Annotated in this window: 14 protein-coding genes; 5 read left to right on the top strand and 9 right to left on the bottom strand. The window is 66.0% G+C overall.

Annotated features, from left to right (window positions below; genetic code table 11):
* Positions 1–48 precede the first annotated feature (48 nt).
* The 4 genes from QOU61_RS06365 to QOU61_RS06350 all read left to right on the top strand — a co-directional run bounded on the left by QOU61_RS06365 (position 49) and on the right by QOU61_RS06350 (position 2,327).
* Positions 49–435 carry a carboxymuconolactone decarboxylase family protein gene (locus QOU61_RS06365; RefSeq protein ID WP_289657266.1) on the top strand — a complete coding sequence of 129 codons (387 nt, stop codon included), beginning with the start codon at positions 49–51 and terminating at the stop codon, positions 433–435.
* Positions 436–528: 93 nt separating this feature from the next.
* Positions 529–954, top strand: coding sequence for an alpha/beta fold hydrolase (locus tag QOU61_RS06360; RefSeq protein ID WP_289657265.1), 426 nt, complete (start codon positions 529–531; stop codon positions 952–954).
* Positions 951–1,256 (top strand): alpha/beta fold hydrolase, encoded by a 306-nt coding sequence (locus QOU61_RS06355; RefSeq protein WP_289657264.1) that lies wholly within the window; start codon positions 951–953, stop codon positions 1,254–1,256. Before QOU61_RS06360 ends, QOU61_RS06355 begins: the two co-directional genes overlap by 4 nt.
* Before the next feature lie 264 nt (positions 1,257–1,520).
* Positions 1,521–2,327: an RMD1 family protein gene (locus QOU61_RS06350; RefSeq protein WP_502876891.1), complete on the top strand. Its 807-nt coding sequence runs from the start codon at positions 1,521–1,523 to the stop codon at positions 2,325–2,327.
* Positions 2,328–2,342: 15 nt separating this feature from the next.
* On the opposite strand, the gene QOU61_RS06345 is transcribed toward QOU61_RS06350, so the two are convergent.
* The 5 genes from QOU61_RS06345 to QOU61_RS06325 all read right to left on the bottom strand — a co-directional run bounded on the left by QOU61_RS06345 (position 2,343) and on the right by QOU61_RS06325 (position 7,605).
* Positions 2,343–3,059 carry an MgtC/SapB family protein gene (locus tag QOU61_RS06345; protein WP_289657262.1) on the bottom strand — a complete coding sequence of 239 codons (717 nt, stop codon included), beginning with the start codon at positions 3,057–3,059 and terminating at the stop codon, positions 2,343–2,345.
* Positions 3,060–3,293: 234 nt separating this feature from the next.
* Positions 3,294–4,028, bottom strand: coding sequence for an SDR family NAD(P)-dependent oxidoreductase (locus QOU61_RS06340; RefSeq protein ID WP_289657261.1), 735 nt, complete (start codon positions 4,026–4,028; stop codon positions 3,294–3,296).
* The gene (locus QOU61_RS06335) at positions 4,021–5,406 is read right to left on the bottom strand and encodes a class I adenylate-forming enzyme family protein (RefSeq protein WP_289657260.1); all 1,386 of its coding nucleotides are present in this window, start codon (positions 5,404–5,406) and stop codon (positions 4,021–4,023) included. The genes QOU61_RS06340 and QOU61_RS06335 overlap by 8 nt, the downstream gene beginning before the upstream one ends.
* Positions 5,393–5,638, bottom strand: coding sequence for an acyl carrier protein (locus tag QOU61_RS06330; RefSeq protein WP_289657259.1), 246 nt, complete (start codon positions 5,636–5,638; stop codon positions 5,393–5,395). Before QOU61_RS06330 ends, QOU61_RS06335 begins: the two co-directional genes overlap by 14 nt.
* Before the next feature lie 155 nt (positions 5,639–5,793).
* Positions 5,794–7,605, bottom strand: coding sequence for a long-chain-acyl-CoA synthetase (locus QOU61_RS06325; protein ID WP_289657258.1), 1,812 nt, complete (start codon positions 7,603–7,605; stop codon positions 5,794–5,796).
* Between the two features lie 198 nt (positions 7,606–7,803).
* Here QOU61_RS06325 and QOU61_RS06320 point away from each other — a divergent pair, with 198 nt between their 5' ends.
* A complete protein-coding gene (locus QOU61_RS06320) occupies positions 7,804–8,787 on the top strand; it encodes a Bug family tripartite tricarboxylate transporter substrate binding protein (RefSeq protein WP_289657257.1) in 984 nt (327 codons plus the stop codon).
* A gap of 2 nt (positions 8,788–8,789) precedes the next feature.
* Here the strand turns inward: QOU61_RS06320 and htpG are convergent, their stop codons facing one another.
* The 4 genes from htpG to QOU61_RS06300 all read right to left on the bottom strand — a co-directional run bounded on the left by htpG (position 8,790) and on the right by QOU61_RS06300 (position 15,249).
* The gene (gene htpG / locus QOU61_RS06315) at positions 8,790–10,658 is read right to left on the bottom strand and encodes a molecular chaperone HtpG (RefSeq protein WP_289657256.1); all 1,869 of its coding nucleotides are present in this window, start codon (positions 10,656–10,658) and stop codon (positions 8,790–8,792) included.
* A gap of 136 nt (positions 10,659–10,794) precedes the next feature.
* On the bottom strand, positions 10,795–12,000 hold the full coding sequence (locus QOU61_RS06310; RefSeq protein ID WP_289657255.1) for an MFS transporter: 1,206 nt from the start codon (positions 11,998–12,000) through the stop codon (positions 10,795–10,797).
* 60 nt (positions 12,001–12,060) lie between these two features.
* On the bottom strand, positions 12,061–14,331 hold the full coding sequence (locus QOU61_RS06305; RefSeq protein ID WP_289657254.1) for a fused MFS/spermidine synthase: 2,271 nt from the start codon (positions 14,329–14,331) through the stop codon (positions 12,061–12,063).
* Positions 14,332–14,430: 99 nt separating this feature from the next.
* Complete coding sequence (locus tag QOU61_RS06300; protein ID WP_289657253.1) at positions 14,431–15,249, bottom strand: MBL fold metallo-hydrolase; 819 nt, start codon at positions 15,247–15,249, stop codon at positions 14,431–14,433.
* Between the last annotated feature and the right edge of the window lie 401 nt (positions 15,250–15,650).

Here is a 15,650-nt window from a genome sequence, read left to right as displayed (position 1 = left end):
AGGCCGGCTGCACGTTCACTCTAACGCGACCGGTGAAAGGAAGCCACAATGCAATCAGACCCGGAGCGGCGCGCCCGCGGCGCGCAGAAAATTGGTGAAATCCTCGGGCAGACGCCGGACCAGGTCGAACGGTCGCTCGGCGACGTGGCCCCGCAACTCGCGACCTATGTGCTCGAAACGATCTACGGAGAAATCTACCAGGACCCGGTGCTGGATTCGCGGACGCGGCAGATCGTCACCGTTGCCGCCCTGGCGACGCTCGGAACGGCTGCGCCACAGTTGCGGACCCATATCGGCGGAGCGCTGCGCTGCGGCGTCACGCGGGAGGAGCTCGTCGGAATCATGATGCAGCTCGTGCCTTATGTCGGCGTCGCCGCGGCCATCAACGGGGTGGCGGCCTGCAGGGAGGTGTTCACGGCCTTCGACAAAAAATAGCCGGCCTCGATCAAGATGCTGCCGAGCCGGCGATAGACATCAGGGGGAAAAATGATCTGGCACCGAGCAATTGGCGATGGCCCGACAAAAGTCATGGTCATCCACGGATGGTTCTGGGACCATCGCGTGTTCACACCGATCTTCGATTGTATCGATGCCGTCAACTACACCTACGCCTTCCCTGATATCCGAGGCTACGGCAACTCGCGCGATATTGCCGGCCGGCACGACATCGCGGAAGTAGCGGCGGACGCCATTGCGCTGGCCGACCGGCTCGGATGGCGGGAGTTTCACGTTGTCGGCCATTCGATGGGAGGCAAGGCGGCGCAGAAGGTGGCGATGGACGCGCCGCAGCGTGTGCGGTCCGTCGTAGCGGTCACTCCGGTTCCGGCGTCCGCCCTGCCGTTCGACGATGCCGTGTTCGGATTCTTTGCCGCTGCCTGCGAGCAGGACGAGGTTGCATTGACACTGATGGGGGACTCGCTCGGCAATCGTGTTTCCAGGAGGTGGCTGGAATGATGCTGCGGCGGGCGCGCGACACGGCAGACCGCGACGCGTTCAAGAGCTATATGCGCTCTTTCATCAAGGACGACTTTGCGGCCGACGCCGCCAGGGTCAAGGCGCCGATGCTCGTGCTATATGGTGAATTCGACAACGGCGTCAGCGAGGATCTGGTGCGCAACGTCTACCCGCCGCTCTATCCCCATGCTGAAATCGAGAAGATCGGCAATTGCGGACACTATCCGATGCAGGAGACGCCGGTCTATTTTGCAACCCGGCTGGAGGACTTCATTTCCCGTTCGGCGCAAAGCAAAGGCTGAACGGGAAGCCGGACAGCGCACGGCTCAACCGGGTTGAGACCCGGTGTTCCGATTCCGAAGTTCGCATCATTCTGCGGCATACTCGATTGCGAACTTCGGAATCAGAGGAGCACTAGCAAACTTATGATTCTAGCGCGGTTTTGAATTTGAAGTTGCTGTGCCCGGCCCAACTGCGAAACTGACAGGAACTTCAAATTCACCGCACTAGTCGCCGCGAATGCACGAACTGGGAACGACTGCGCGCCACCAGATCAAAAGGCAGGAATGGTGAACTCGAATCCAACCGCCGCCCAGCAAACGACCGCCCACGCGCTCCTGATCGGCGATCGTATCAACACGGCCGGCTTCGAGGGCCAGGTGCTGTCGAATGCTCCGCTTGCGGTGAAGGTCGGATCGAACGGAATGGCGGTGGTGTTTCGCTACGGCGTCGCGGTCCTGATCGGGCTGTCGGCTGCGGAAGAGGCCGCGTTTCTGGAAAAGCTGCAGCTTCGCACCTACGGCAAGATTTCACCCTACGAGGAGGAATGGGCCAAGATCCAGATCGCCAAGGAGGGCGACGAGCCGATACCGGTCGGCGGGCCGATCCAGGTGCGCGAATTCTCGCTGGAGCGGATGCTGATCGTGGCCGACGCGCTCGCCAAGAGCGTCGTGCTCGGCCGCGACGAGCGCGAGGTCGCCAACGTGTTCGACACCATCGAGCCGTTCGCGCGGGAGCTTGCGAATTTCGGCAAGACCTCGCGCAACCGTTCCAGCCTGCTCAAGCTGATGGGCAATGCCCTGTTGGTGCAGCACCGGGTCTCCGGACGCGTTGCCGTCAGCGAGAAGCCGGACGTGCTGTGGGACCGGCCCGATCTGGAGCGGCTCTATGCGCGGCTGGAGGACGAATACGAGCTCAGCGAACGGTTCGAGACGCTGACCCGCAAGCTGCAGGTGGTCGCGGAAACCGCGACCACGCTCTCCGACATCATCGACACCAAGCGCTCGCTGCGGCTCGAAATCATCGTCGTGATCCTGATCGCTTTCGAGATCATCGTCACTTCCTACCAGATCTATGCGTCCGGCGGGCATTGACGCGCTCGTCCAGCGTCACTCCAGCGCGCTGACATTCCAGGTGGCGTGGCTGACGCCGGGATCTTTGGTGAGCTCCGCGATCACGGTGTCGAGTTCGGCCGGATCGGCGGCCTGGCTGACCAGCGTCGCTGTGATCTCGACATGGTCGTCGGAGCGGTGGACGACCTTGGTCTCACGGACCGGGTAGCTCGCCGCCTCGAGCCGCTCGGTCAGCACGTCGCGGACGTCGGCCGCCCGGTCCGGATCGGTCGTCACCGACACCTCGTAATGCGCCTCGGACACATGCGCGTTCAGCGGGATGCGGTCGATGGCATTGACCAGCGGCCGCAACAGCGTGTTGCCGGCGAGCACGAACAGCGTGAGCAGCGCCGACTGCGCCACCATGTCGGCGCCCGCGCAGGCACCGACGGCCGCCGACGCCCACAGCGTCGCCGCGGTATTGAGGCCGCGGACGTTGGTGCCCTCCTTCATGATCGCGCCGGCGCCGAGAAAGCCGATGCCGGACACGACATAGGCGATGACACGCACGGCGCCGTCGGCGCTCGCCAGGTGGTAGGCGAGGTCGACGAAGGCGGCGGCGCCGACCGCCACCAGCACGTTGGTCCGCAGGCCGGCGCTGCGCTGGCGGTACTGCCGCTCGACACCGATCAGGGTGCCGAGCACGAACGCCGTGAACAGGCTGAGAAACGTGTCGAGGAAGTCCTGGAGCTGGAAGGTCTGTAGAAAGCGCATCGGACGCCCCTGAACCAGTGGTCCGATTCCAGTATTCGCATCCCGTCCCGGCGGGTATGTTTGCGAATGCTGGAATCAAGGGAGCACTGACGAATTATAAGCTTCGAGTGGAGTCTTGATTTGATATTCGCGTTGCGAGTCCGCGGTTGTCCGGGTCGCGAATATCAAATCCACTCCACTGCCGCGCCCTGCATTTCACACTTCGCGGCCGGACTCAACCGATCGATGCCGGAATTACGCCGTGTTGCCGGCGTCCACCGTGAGCACGCTGCCGGTGACGTTGCGGCCGCCCTCGCCGAACAGGAATTCGACCATGCGGGCGACGTCATCTGCCTCCGGCAGGCGGCGCAGCGCGCTACGGCCGGCGATGCGCTTCCTCTGCTCGTCCGACAGGCTTTGTGTCAGTTCCGTGTCGATGAAGCCGGGCGCAATGGCGTTCACGGTGATGCCGAGCTTGCCGACCTCGCGCGCCAGCGAGCGGGTGAAGCCGTTGGCCGCGGCCTTGGTCGCGCCATAAACCGAAAGCCCGTTATAGCCGGTCGAGCCGATGATCGAGGAGATGTTGATGATGCGCCCCTCGCCGTCCGCCATCATGTGGCGCACGACATATTTGGTCAGCACTACCGGCGACAGCACGTTGAGGCGGATCACCGCCTCGATCTCGGAATTGTGCATGGTGGCGAGCAGGCCCTCGGGCCCGGTGCCGGCATTGTTGACGAGACCGTAGATCGACCCGAAGGCATCGCGCAGGCTTTTCGCGAAGGCCGGGATGCCGTCGATGTCGGCGAGATCGCAGGCGCGGAAATGCAGCCCGCCCGCCCCTTCCGCCTTTGTCGCGGCAATCGCCTGGCGCAGCTCCTCGCTCTCGCGCCGCGCGACCGCGATCACGTTGTAGCCGGCACGCGCGAGGCGTTGCGCGATCGCAAGCCCGATGCCGCGGCTGCCGCCGGTGACGACGACGTTACGCATTGGATCGCGCCAGTTTTCCGGCCGGCGTCACGTCGAGCGATTCGACGAATCGGATCACGGCCGGCACCTTGTGCGGCGCGAGCGCAGCGCGGCAGGAGGCGAGGATGTCGTCGCTGATCTGCCTGGCGCGGGCGGCGTCGCTTGCTTGCGCGAGGATGACGTCGGCGACCACGACGGCACCGGTGATCGGGCTCTTGCGCGAGCGCGCGCGCGACATCCGCACGTCGGGGTGGCGGTTGATGACCGCCTCGATCTCCTCGGGATGGACCTTCAGCCCGCCGATATTGATGATGCCGCCGCGGCGGCCGACGAAATAGTAACGATCGCCGCGCTGCTCGACCATGTCGCCGGTGTCGACGAAACCGTCGGCGTCGGTGAGCGCGGCGGCGTTGCGGCCGATATAGGCATGTGCGGTCCGCCTGGAGCGGATGCGCAGCGAGCCGTCCACGACCTTCATCGCGACTCCACCGCGGCTCTCGCCGATCATGTCGGCGGGAAAACCTTCGCGGCCGTCATCGACCGCAAAGCCGACGCCGGCCTCGGTCGAGGCATAGGCGTGGCCGATCGAGCTTGCCGGAAACGCCTGTCGCAGGCCGTCAAGCACCGCCTGGTCGGCGATCTCGCCGGACAGGCGGACATAGCGCGGCGAGAAGCCGGACGCAGAGCCGCTCATCAGGAGCTTGCGCCAATGCGACGGCGTGCCGGAAATGTGGGTGACACCGCGCGCGTTCAGGCGCGCGACGTGATCGGCGAGCGCCTCGCCCGGCTGCGACAGCACCATCGAGCCGCCACTGAGGATCGCGCGCAGGAAGATCTGCAGGCCGCCATAGCGGCGAATGTCGTAGAAGGTCGCCCACACCGGCGGCGTCCCGCGTGCCGGACCTTCGGCCGCGATCGCCCCGCACAGCCCTTCCAGGGTATGGCCGACGATCTTCGGCACGCCCGATGTGCCCGAGGTCAGCATCAGCCATTCGGTGGCGCGTTCCGCCCCTGGCGTGCCCGAAACCGGAACGGGGAGGCTCGCCGTCAGCACCAGGCCGATCAACTGGCCCGCCCAGCGCTCGGGCTGGTCGGTCACCACAGCGTCGATCTCGGCGTCGGCAATCAGGGCATCGAGATGGGCGGCATTGAGGTCGGGCGGGCACAGCAACATGCGGCGCGCCACGCCATCGATCTCGGTCATGGCGACGCCCGAGATCAACTGGTCAGAGACGGCGAGCAGCACCGCGCGGCCCGCGAGCTCGCGGGCGCGACCCGAAAGGCAGCTCTGCGCCAGGCTGTCGGTGAGCGACACCATGTGCCGCGCATCCGAGAGCGCGCGCCCCTTCAGCTGCGGCCTGAGATAGTCGCGAAGCGCGAAGACCTCACGCGGGGACATTTTCATAGGCCCGGACGAAATCGCCGACCGTCAGGGGGAACGCCGCATCATCGGAGATGGTAAACGGATCGAAGCCGAGATCGTCCTCGAGCCGCGCCACCAGGATCGCGAAGGCAAGCGAATCGAAGCCTGTTTCATGCAGCGAGAGATCGTCCGCAAGCGGCGGCAGCGTGATCTGCTGCTCGTCGGCAATCTGCTTCATCGCCGCGAAAATCTTTAACCTTGTTGACATGAAAATAGCTCGCTTTCTCGTCAAATTGCAGACGCCGATCATACCGCGCAAAGGTGAAAGGCGGCCGCCCTCGCGACGATCTTTCCCGGCCCGTGGTAAACGCAGTCTTGGCGCGATCGCGCAGCAATGATGAATATTGCATCCAAATGCGTCGCTCAGAACCGGATCGCGCCGTCGACGATGCGCTTGTGGGCTGCCGCGTCGATCGGACGATAGGCGCCCGTTTCCGGGTCGCGGAAGAACATGGCATCGCCGATCGCGCGCAGATCGAATCCCTCGCGCGCGAGCTGGTGCTTCTTCTGCTTGAAGGTTTCGGTGGCATCGAGCTCATCGCTGATCCGCACAAGCAACGGATGCGCATAGTCAGGCAGGCGCCGCGACAGGTGGCCGGGCAGCGCGCCGAGATCGAAGCGATCGTCGATGACGATGGCAGCCATGCCGGCGCGGCCGTCGGTGCCCGGCACCGACACACCATAGACGGTGGCGTCGACGACACCCGGACAATCACGGATCGCGTCGGTCACTTCCGATGTCGCGACATTCTCGCCCTTCCAGCGGAAGGTGTCGCCGACGCGGTCGACGAAATGGAAGAAGCCCTGCTCGTCGAGCCGCATCAGATCCCCGGTGCGAAACCAGGCGTCGCCCTTCGCCTGCACGTCGCGGAGGATCTTCTTGTCGGTCTCGGCCGCGTCCGTATAGCCTTCGAAGCGGCCGCCGCCTTCGTCCGCCGTGCCGATGCGCCCTATGGCCTCGCCGACCTCGCCGCGGGCGCAAGCGATGCACAGGCCGTCCGCGTCGCGCAGCGGAACGCCGCGGACGGGATCGACCTTGATGATGGCGGCCGGGAAACGATGCGCCAGCAGCGCCGGAATCCGGCCGATCGCGCCGACCTTGCCCTCGACATTGTAGAGCGAGAAATTGCCTTCGGTCGCAGCATAGAATTCGAGGATGCGCGGGATCGCAAAGCGCGCCTGGAAGGCTTCCCAGATGTCGCCGCGCAGGCCGTTGCCGCAGGCGAGCCGCAGCTTGTGCCGCGTGTCGTATTCGGACGGCGGCGCCTTCAGGAGATAGCGGCAGAGCTCGCCGATATACTGAAACAGCGTGCAGTCGAAGCGCGCGATGTCCTGCCAGAAGCGGCTGGCCGAAAAGCGATCCGCGAGCACGACGGAAGCACCCGCGAACAGCATGCTGCAGGGCGCGACCACGCCACCGACGGAGTGGCAGAGCGGCAGGCAGTCGTACAGGCGATCGTCCGGTGACGCATCGGTCAGGCCGGCAAACCAGCCACCCCAGTTCAGGATGCGGCGGTGACTGACGCTGGCCGCCTTCGGCAGGCCCGTCGTGCCCGAGGTATAGATCAGGAGCGCGCGATCGTTGATGGTGACATCGCCGCGCTCGGACGCCGACAATGCGCCGCCGTCCAGCATGGCGAGCGCGGGCTCGATCGAGCGCTCACCACCATGGATCCAGACGCTCGGCGCGCGGGCCAGGTGCGGCCGCGCCATCTCCAAGGTGTCGAGGAGGTCGCGATCGACGATGACATGATCGGCGTTCGCGACGTTGATGCAATGCGCCAGCGACGGGCCGACCAGCCGGGTGTTGATCAGCGCCACCACGCCGCCAATCCGGCTGATGCCGAGCCAGGCGGCGACATAGTCGGGCCGGCTCGGCATGATCAGGCAAACCGTGCCGCCGCGCTTGATGCCGAGCGAGAGCGCCCAGCGGGCATATTGATTGACCCGCGCCGCCAGCGTCCGGTAGTCGAATGTCTCGCCATCGGAAATCAGCGCCGGGCGATCCGGCTGGCGCTGCGCCCATTCCGCGACGATGTCGGAGAACAGGCGCGACGGACCAGCCTCGAAGCGCGCGGTGAATTCGATCGCCTTCAGCCAGCTCTTCGCCGCCGACGGCTTTCCGCGCGAAGGCGCGTTCGCGGCTCGGTCGATGGCTTTGGTGGCTGACTGCATGCGGCCCTGTATAGGCCGCTTCACCTGACCAGGCGTTAACCGGAACGGTTAAAGACGCGTGGCCTGTTCCCGTGCTTAAGCACGCCCAAAGCATAGATGTCGGAATCGGACCACGATCGCTTTACCACGATCGCGGGAAGGCCGTGCGCACGAGACTCCTGTCTGCGATACCGGCCGCATCCTGGATGGAGATCCGCCATGATCAGCAGGCGCACCCTGCTTCGCTCGGCAGCCCTGACCGGCGCGGCGCTGGTCGGCGCTCGCATCCCGTTCGCGCGGGCCAGCCTTTCCTACCCCACGCATCCCGTGCGCTGGGTCGTCCCTTACGCGGCCGGCGGCGCCACCGACGTGCTCTCCCGCCTGCTCTGCCAGCGCCTGTCGGAGCGGCTGGAGCAGCCCTTCGTGGTGGAGAACAAGCCCGGCGCGGGCAGCAATATCGGGACGCAGGCGGTGATCGCCTCGCCGCCGGACGGCTACACGCTGCTCCTGACCTCGACCGCGAACGCGATCAACGCCTCCTTTGATCCGCAGCTTCCGTTCGACTTCGCCAAGGGCATCGCGCCGGTCGCGGGCGTGGCGCGCATCCCGCTGGTGCTGGTCGTCAACAACGACCTGCCGGTACAGAACCTCAAGGAATTCATCGCCTACGCCAGGGCCAACCCGAACAGGCTCTCGATCGCCTCGTCAGGGATCGGCACCTCGCTGCATCTGTCCGGCGAGTTGTTCAAGGCGATGGCGGGCGTGCAGTTCACCCATGTGCCCTATCGCGGCTCGGCGCCGGGCCTGACCGACGTGATGAGCGGCCAGATCCAGGGCATGTTCGACAACGTCACGTCGTCGTTCGAGCTGGTACGCGCCGGCAAGCTGCGCGCGCTCGGCGTGACCACGCGCGAGCGCTCCGCGATCCTGCCCGACGTGCCGCCGATCGCAGACGTGCTGGCGGGCTATGAGACGAGCTCGTTCTACGGTGTCGGCGCGCCGCATGACACCTCGCGCGACATCGTCGATCTCCTGAACCGCGAGATCAACGCCGCGCTCGCCGATGCCACGATCGACCGCCGTGTGGCCGAGCTCGGCGCGGTGGCGCTGCATGGCGATGCCGCCGCGTTCGGCACGATGCTGGCGGGCGAAACCGAGCGCTGGCGCAAGGTCGTGGAGCTCTCCGGCCAGCGCAAGGAATAGCCTTAGCCGATCCCCTTCAGCACCAGCCGGTTGAGCCGTGCGGCGAAGCCCGCGGGATCGTCCGGCAGCTCGCCATCGAGAATCTGCGCCTGCTCGAGCAGCAGCAACGACAGATCGTCGGCCGCGCTGGCTTCGCCGCCGGCGCTGGCGATCGCCGCGACCAGCGGATGGCGCAGGTTGATCTCGAGAATCGGCCTACTGCGCTCTCCGCGGTTCTGCTGCGACAAGAGCCGCTCCAGCTCGCGATCGGGACCATGGCTGCCGGCGACGAGGCAGGACGCGCTGGTGGTGAGACGCGTCGAGGCGCGCACGTCGGAGACGCGGTCGCCCAGGCTTGCCTTGATCACCGCGATCGTTGCGGTCTCGTCGGCCGCGGGCTCGCTTTTTTCGGCCTTGTCGTCGACCAGCGGAACGAGGTCGAGGTCGAGATCGCCCTGGCTCAGCGACTTCAGCTTCTTGCCCTCGAATTCCAGCGGCACCGAGGTCCAGAACGCATCGACGGGATCGGTGAGCAGCAGCACCTCGATGCCGCGCGCAGCCGCCGCCTCGAGCCGGGGGTTCGACTTCAGCCGCTCGATGGAATCGCCGACCAGAAAATAGATCTCGGTCTGGTTGGGCTTGAAGTCCGCGACATATTGCTTGAGCGAGCGCTTCTCGCCTGTGGTCGTCGAGAAGCGCGACAGCGCGAGCAGTTTGTCGCGGCGCTCGAAGTCCTCGTAGATGCCTTCCTTGATCACGGGACCGAAGGCGTCCCAGATCTTGTTGAAGCTCTCCGCGTCCTTGTCAGCCAGCGTCTCCAGCTCGCCGATCACACGGCTTGCCACCGCCTTCCTGATCTGCACGAGCTGCGGGTTGTTCTGCAGCATCTCGCGCGAGATGTTGAGCGGCAGATCCTCGCTGTCGATGACGCCACGCATGAAGCGCAGATAGGCCGGCAGGAGATCGGCGTCGTCGGTGATGAACACCCGTCGCACATAGAGCTTGACCTTGCCCTTGCGCGCCGGCTCGAACAGGTCGAACGGTTTTGCCGAGGGCGCGAACAGCAGCACCGCGTAGGAATAGCGGCCCTCGGCGCGGTAATGCAGCGTCATCGCCGGCTCGTCGAAGGCATGCGCGATCGACTTGTAGGCTTTCGCATAGTCTTCCGGCGTCAGCTCGGATTTCGGGCGCTGCCACAGCGCGCTGGCCGAATTGATCTGGCGCGGCTCGCCCTCCTCCGGCACCAGCAGGATCGGAAACTGGATGTTGTCGGAATAGGCAGCGACGATGCGCTCGATCTCGTAGGCCTCGAGATATTTCTTGGCGTCCTCCTTCAGGTGGAGCACGATCTCGGTGCCGCGACCGACGCGTTTGGCGTCTTCCTCGCTTGCCGGAGCGACCTCGAAACCTTCACCGCCCGAGGACGACCAGGTCCACGCTTGATCGGAACCGGCGCGGCGGCTGATGACGGTGATCCTGTCCGCCACCATGAAGGCGGAGTAGAAGCCGACGCCGAACTGTCCGATCAGGCCGGAGCCGTCCTTGGCTTCCGCGAGCCGCGCCATGAAGGCCCTGGTGCCGGAGCGGGCGATGGTGCCGAGATTGTCGATCAGCTCCTGGCGGTCCATGCCGATGCCGGTGTCGGCGATGGTGAGCGTGCCCTGCTTCTTGTCCGGCCTGATCGTGATCTTCGGCGGCTCGCCGTCGGCGATCAGCTCGGGTTTTGCGATCGCCTCGTAGCGCAGCTTGTCGCAGGCATCCGAGGCGTTCGAGATCAGTTCACGCAGGAAAATCTCGGTCTCGGAATAGACCGAGTGCACCATCAGGTGCAGCAGCTGGGAAACCTCGGCCTGGAACGGCTGGGATTGGGGAGCGGTATCGACAGTCGTCATCGTTTGCTCAAGCGTCCTGAACAAGAAGATGAATGGGAAGACGTCGATATAACTCCCCTATTTCGTGGATCAAGCCTTCAGATGGCGATACTTGGAGACGGCAATACTTGGAGATGGCGATAATTGGCGGTCCGCCTCACGCCGGCTGCAATCCTTCCGTCCCTGGCCGCGCCTGGAAGGTGAAGGCCACCGCGACCGCTCCGAGCGCGACCCCGGTCGCTCCGATGTAGAGCCACATGTAGCTGTTGAAGGCATCGAAGATGCGGCCGCCGGCCCAGGGACCGAACGCCATGCCAAGCGAGGAGGCCATGGTCAGGGCCCCGAACACCGTGCCGATCACGCGCTGGCCGAAGGACTCGCGCGCCAGCACCGCATAGAGCGGCATCACCCCGCCATAGGCGAGGCCGAAGACCAGCGACAGCAGGTAGAAGCCGCTGAGCCTGTCGACGGCGAGATAGCCCGAGATCGCCACCGACTGCACCAGCAGGCCCGCGATCAAGACCGGCTTGGCGCCGAAGCGGTCGGCGAGCAGGCCGAACAACAGACGTCCGCCGAGGCCGGACAGCCCCTCGAGACTATAGATCGACACGGCCGCCATCGGCGCGATCCCGCAGCCGATTGCATAGCTCACCATGTGGAAGATCGGCCCGGAATGGGCACCGCAGCAGAGGAAGAAGGTGAGCGCGAGCACGACGAATTGCGGCGAGCGCAGCGCCTCGCGGACCGACGGTGATGGTTGCGCGGCGGGACCGGCCGACAAGGCGCCCCCGCCCGCCGGTGCAGGCGCGCGCCGCACCAGGAGCGCGGCGGGGATGAGCAGCACCCAGGCTGCGATGCCCACCACCATCATGGCGGATCGCCAGTCATAGGCCGAGATCAGCCAGCGCACGAAGGGCGAGACGGTCATCGGCGCCACCCCGATGCCGGCCGAGACCAGCGACACCGCGAGGCTGCGGCTGTCCTCGAACCAGTCCATCACGGCGGCGATCATCGGCGCGACGAAGGCGCCGGCGGCAAGGCCGACCACGACGCCATAGGTGAGCTGGAACTGCAAAAGCGAGGCCGCCCGGCTCGCCAGCACGAGGCCGAGCCCAAGGAGCGCGCTACCGGCCAGCACGACGATGCGAGCGCCGAAACGGTCGCTGGCCGCGCCCCAGCCGAAGCCTGCCACCCCCATGACCAGGAAATCGAGCGTCATGGCGCTCGATATGCCGGTGCGCGACCAGCCGGTATCGGCCGCCATCGGCTGCAGGAACACGGCAAGCGAGAACATGGCGCCGATGCCGACGCAGGTCATGAGGGCACCCACCGCGACGATCACCCAACGGTACGAGGATTTCATACCGGTCTCCCTTGGCTGCGACGCCTGGAAGACGAATGGCGGGCGCCAATCCCGACAGGGCTACCCGCCGAATTTCCGCCGCAGCATGGCGCCGAGAATGTTGGAATAATCGTCGGTCCAGAGCGCGCTCGAGGAATCCTGCGCAAGAGGCGTCCAGCTCGAGGCGACGCGGCCCACATCCGCGGGCGTGCGCGCCAGCATCACGATGCGCGCGTCGGTATGAAACTCCTTCATGAAGTCGCCGGCCGCGCTATCCTCCTTGAGGAACGCGACCAGCCCGAGCGACTGTGCGACATTGGCCAGAACAGGCGCCAGGTCGAGATGGCGGTTGGAGATGTGGGCGACGATCACGCCGTGCGGCGAGAGCTTTGTCAGGTAGCCGGCAAAGGCTTCGCGGGTGAGCAGATGGACCGGAATGGCGTCGGAGGAGAAAGCGTCCAGCGCGATCAGATCGAAGGGTTTTGTGGCGGCCGCCAGCGTGAGCCGCGCGTCACCGAGCACGGTCGCGGCGTCAGGCGCGCAGCGCGACAGGAACTCGAACCGCGCGGGGTTACGCGCGATGCGCACCACCTCGGGATCGATCTCGAAGAAGGTCCAGGCCTCGCCGCCGCGGCGGTGGCAGGCGAGCGCGCCAGCGCCGAGACCGATGACGGCGACCCGATCGAAGCCGCCATGCGCCGCGCGGGCCGCCGTGATCGCCTCGGCGAACGGGCCGAAGGGATAGTAATAGGTCAGCGCCTCCGGCAGGCCTGCGACAGGCGTGCCGTCATTGGCGCGCAGTCGCTCCGCGCCGTGCAGCGTGTTGCCGTGATAGAGCAGCCGCGCCCGGCCGTCCGCCGTCTCCACCACCTTGTGCACGCCGAAGAAGCTGCGTGCGATTTCGACCGGGGCAAGGCCCGGCCGCCAGCAGGTGGTGATGGTGAAGCTCAGCATCGCGAGCCCGACGAAGCGAAGCGGTCGGTCCCGCTGGAACAGCATGATGCCGGCAAGCAGGATCAGCCCGGCCTGGAACGGCAATTCGGACGACGCCGGCAGCTCGATATGTGCGAAGCGCGAGATCAATAGCAGGGCGGCGCCGAGCGACAGCCAGAAGGCGGCTTCGATAACGACGCTCCGGCGCTCGCCTGCGGCAAGCCCGGGCAGCGCCAGCAGCGCCAGCACGATCAGGATCGGATACTCGTAATTGCCGGCGAAGAGATGCGGCGCCAGCAGGCCCGCGAATGCGCCGCCGAGGACGCCGCCAAACGAGGTACAGAGAAAGAATTCGGTGAGCCGCGCCGGCTGCGGCCGCCGCGCATAGAGCTCGCCATGGCAGAGCAGCGTCAGCACCACGAACACCGCCAGATTGAGCAGGATCGCCGCCGCCCAGAACACCTTGGCCGACGACATCGAACTCACCACCAGCGGCGTGACCGCGAACGGCACCAGCCAGACGACGACGCCATGGGGGATCCACGGGCGCTCCCGGAACACGGCGACGAAGGTGAGGAGGTAGAGCGCAAGCGGGATGACCCAGAGGAATGGCGCGGCGGCGACGTCGGTGGTCAGATGCGAGGTGACCGCGATCACGAGACCGGAGGGCACGGCCGAAAGCGCGACCCAGCGCGCCCGCTCGGCGAGGCTTGGCGCGGGCACCGGCGCCGCGTCCGCGTGGCGTGCCGGCGCAGGCGCATCGCGGCCGAGCCGCAGCGCCACCATGACCATCAGCAGGGCGAGCGCCGCAAAGCCGATCGACCAGGCCGCAGTCTGCGTGTGCAGGCTGAGCAATGGCTCGATCACCGCCGGATAGGCGAACAGCGCCGCGAACGAGCCGAGATTGGAGGCGGCATACAGCACATAGGGATTGCCGGCCTGGCGGTGCCGGCTCGCCGCAAACCAGCTCTGCAGCAGCGGCGCGCTGGCCGACAGCGTGAAGAAGGGCAGCCCGATCGACACGGCAAACAGGCCGAACAGCCAGAGCGCGGCGGCCTCAGTGGGCGGCGCGCCCCAATCCGGCGCGATCGCGATCGGCAGCGCCAGCGTGGTGACCGCGATCAGCGCGACATGCACCACCGCCGCGCGGCGCGGCGGCAGCAGGGCCGAGAGCCAATGCGCATAGGCGTAGCCGGCGAGCAGCATGGTCTGGAAGAACACCATCGCGACCGACCACACCGCCGGCGCGCCGCCGAGCTTCGGCAGCACCATCTTGGCGAACATCGGCTGGATCGAGAACAACAGCAGCGCGGACGCGAACAGCGTCGCAGCATAGAGCAACGGCGTCAGGCGCGCATCGGCCGCCGTTTCCCTGATGTCAGGCAAGAGCCGTTGCGGAACGTCCTGGAGCAGCGACATCGATCAATCCGTTAACGATCGCTGCACGGTATCCCCGTGCAACTAAGCGACCCTTAACGGAATCGTCGACAAAGCCTGCCTTCTAGCGATGCGCGCCGCTCATCGCGCGGAATCGTCGGAAATGGCGGCCAGGTAGCGCACCACGGACGCGTCGAACGCGGCCTTCGCCCCGCTTTCGATGTTGCGCCCCCACCAGGCGCCGTAAATGCGGTCAAAGGCGAGCTGCGCCACGCTGGAGGCGATCCGCCTCACGGCCGCGGCGTTGAGCGGGATATAGTTCGGATAGCTGTACATGAAGCTCACCGAGCGGCGATCCATCGCCACCATGGCGATATCGCCGGCAAACAGGGCACCGCGCCCATTCGCGCCCCTGCGCCAGTGCAGCATGGTGGCGCCGGCGAAATGGCCGCCGCTGCGCACCAGGCTGATATCGTCGGAAATCGCAAAATTGTCGCCCGTCCACGGCACGATCGCGCGGTGCGGGCGGGTGACGAAGGCGCGATCGTCGCCGTGCAGATAGACCGGCGCGTCGCCGAACGCCGCGCTCCAGTCGGCGACCGCACCATAGTAGTGCGGATGCGAGATCGCGATCGCCTTCAGGCCGCCGAGCGAGCGGACATGGTCGATGCCCTCCCGCGTCGCGAGCGGCACGCAGTCCCACATCACGCAGCCATCCGCCTCGCGCAGCAGCAGCGCACGCTGGCCGATCGCAAAACTCGGGGTGAGCGCGATACCGGGAACGCCGAGATCGTCGCGGCATTCGAGCTTGTGCGTTTGCGCCAGCGCCTCGCGCGTCAAAAAGCGCTGGCCCTTCCAGTTCACGAACTGCCGCTCGTCCTCACAGATCGGACAGGTATGCGGCGGTGCGGCGCTGTCAGGAAACTGGGCGCCACATTGTTCGCAGGTCCATGACGGCATGAGCAACTCCACTGCAAAGCCCGCTTTTACCATGCCCCGGCGCACAGGCTGAGCGATACGGCAATTTCTGCGCGCTCGACGCAACGCGCGCCTGCAGAGATTGCAGAAATTACATGTGCCGCGCGCCCTGACGCGCATGCACCGCGCGTTAACGAATCGATTCGCGATCGACCGCCGCGCCGCACTCTTTTGTGATCCTGTTTGTGAAATCGCGCAACTCAGCCGCGAGGCGCGTGAAAAACTAATTGGCGGTTGTCGCTTGAGGCCGCGCGCCCCCACTTCGCTGTACCGCCGCTTCAATTTGCCCTCCGAACCGTCCCAATTTCGACCCTGATTCGGGCGACGATTCCTTCATCGACTTGGCTGGGGTTTGTTTTTGTTTGTTGCTGCCAGGGGGTATC

It is taken from the genome of Bradyrhizobium sp. NP1 (genome assembly GCF_030378205.1).
Classification (GTDB): Bacteria; Pseudomonadota; Alphaproteobacteria; order Rhizobiales; family Xanthobacteraceae; genus Bradyrhizobium.
This window is presented reverse-complemented; position numbering and strand designations above follow the sequence as displayed.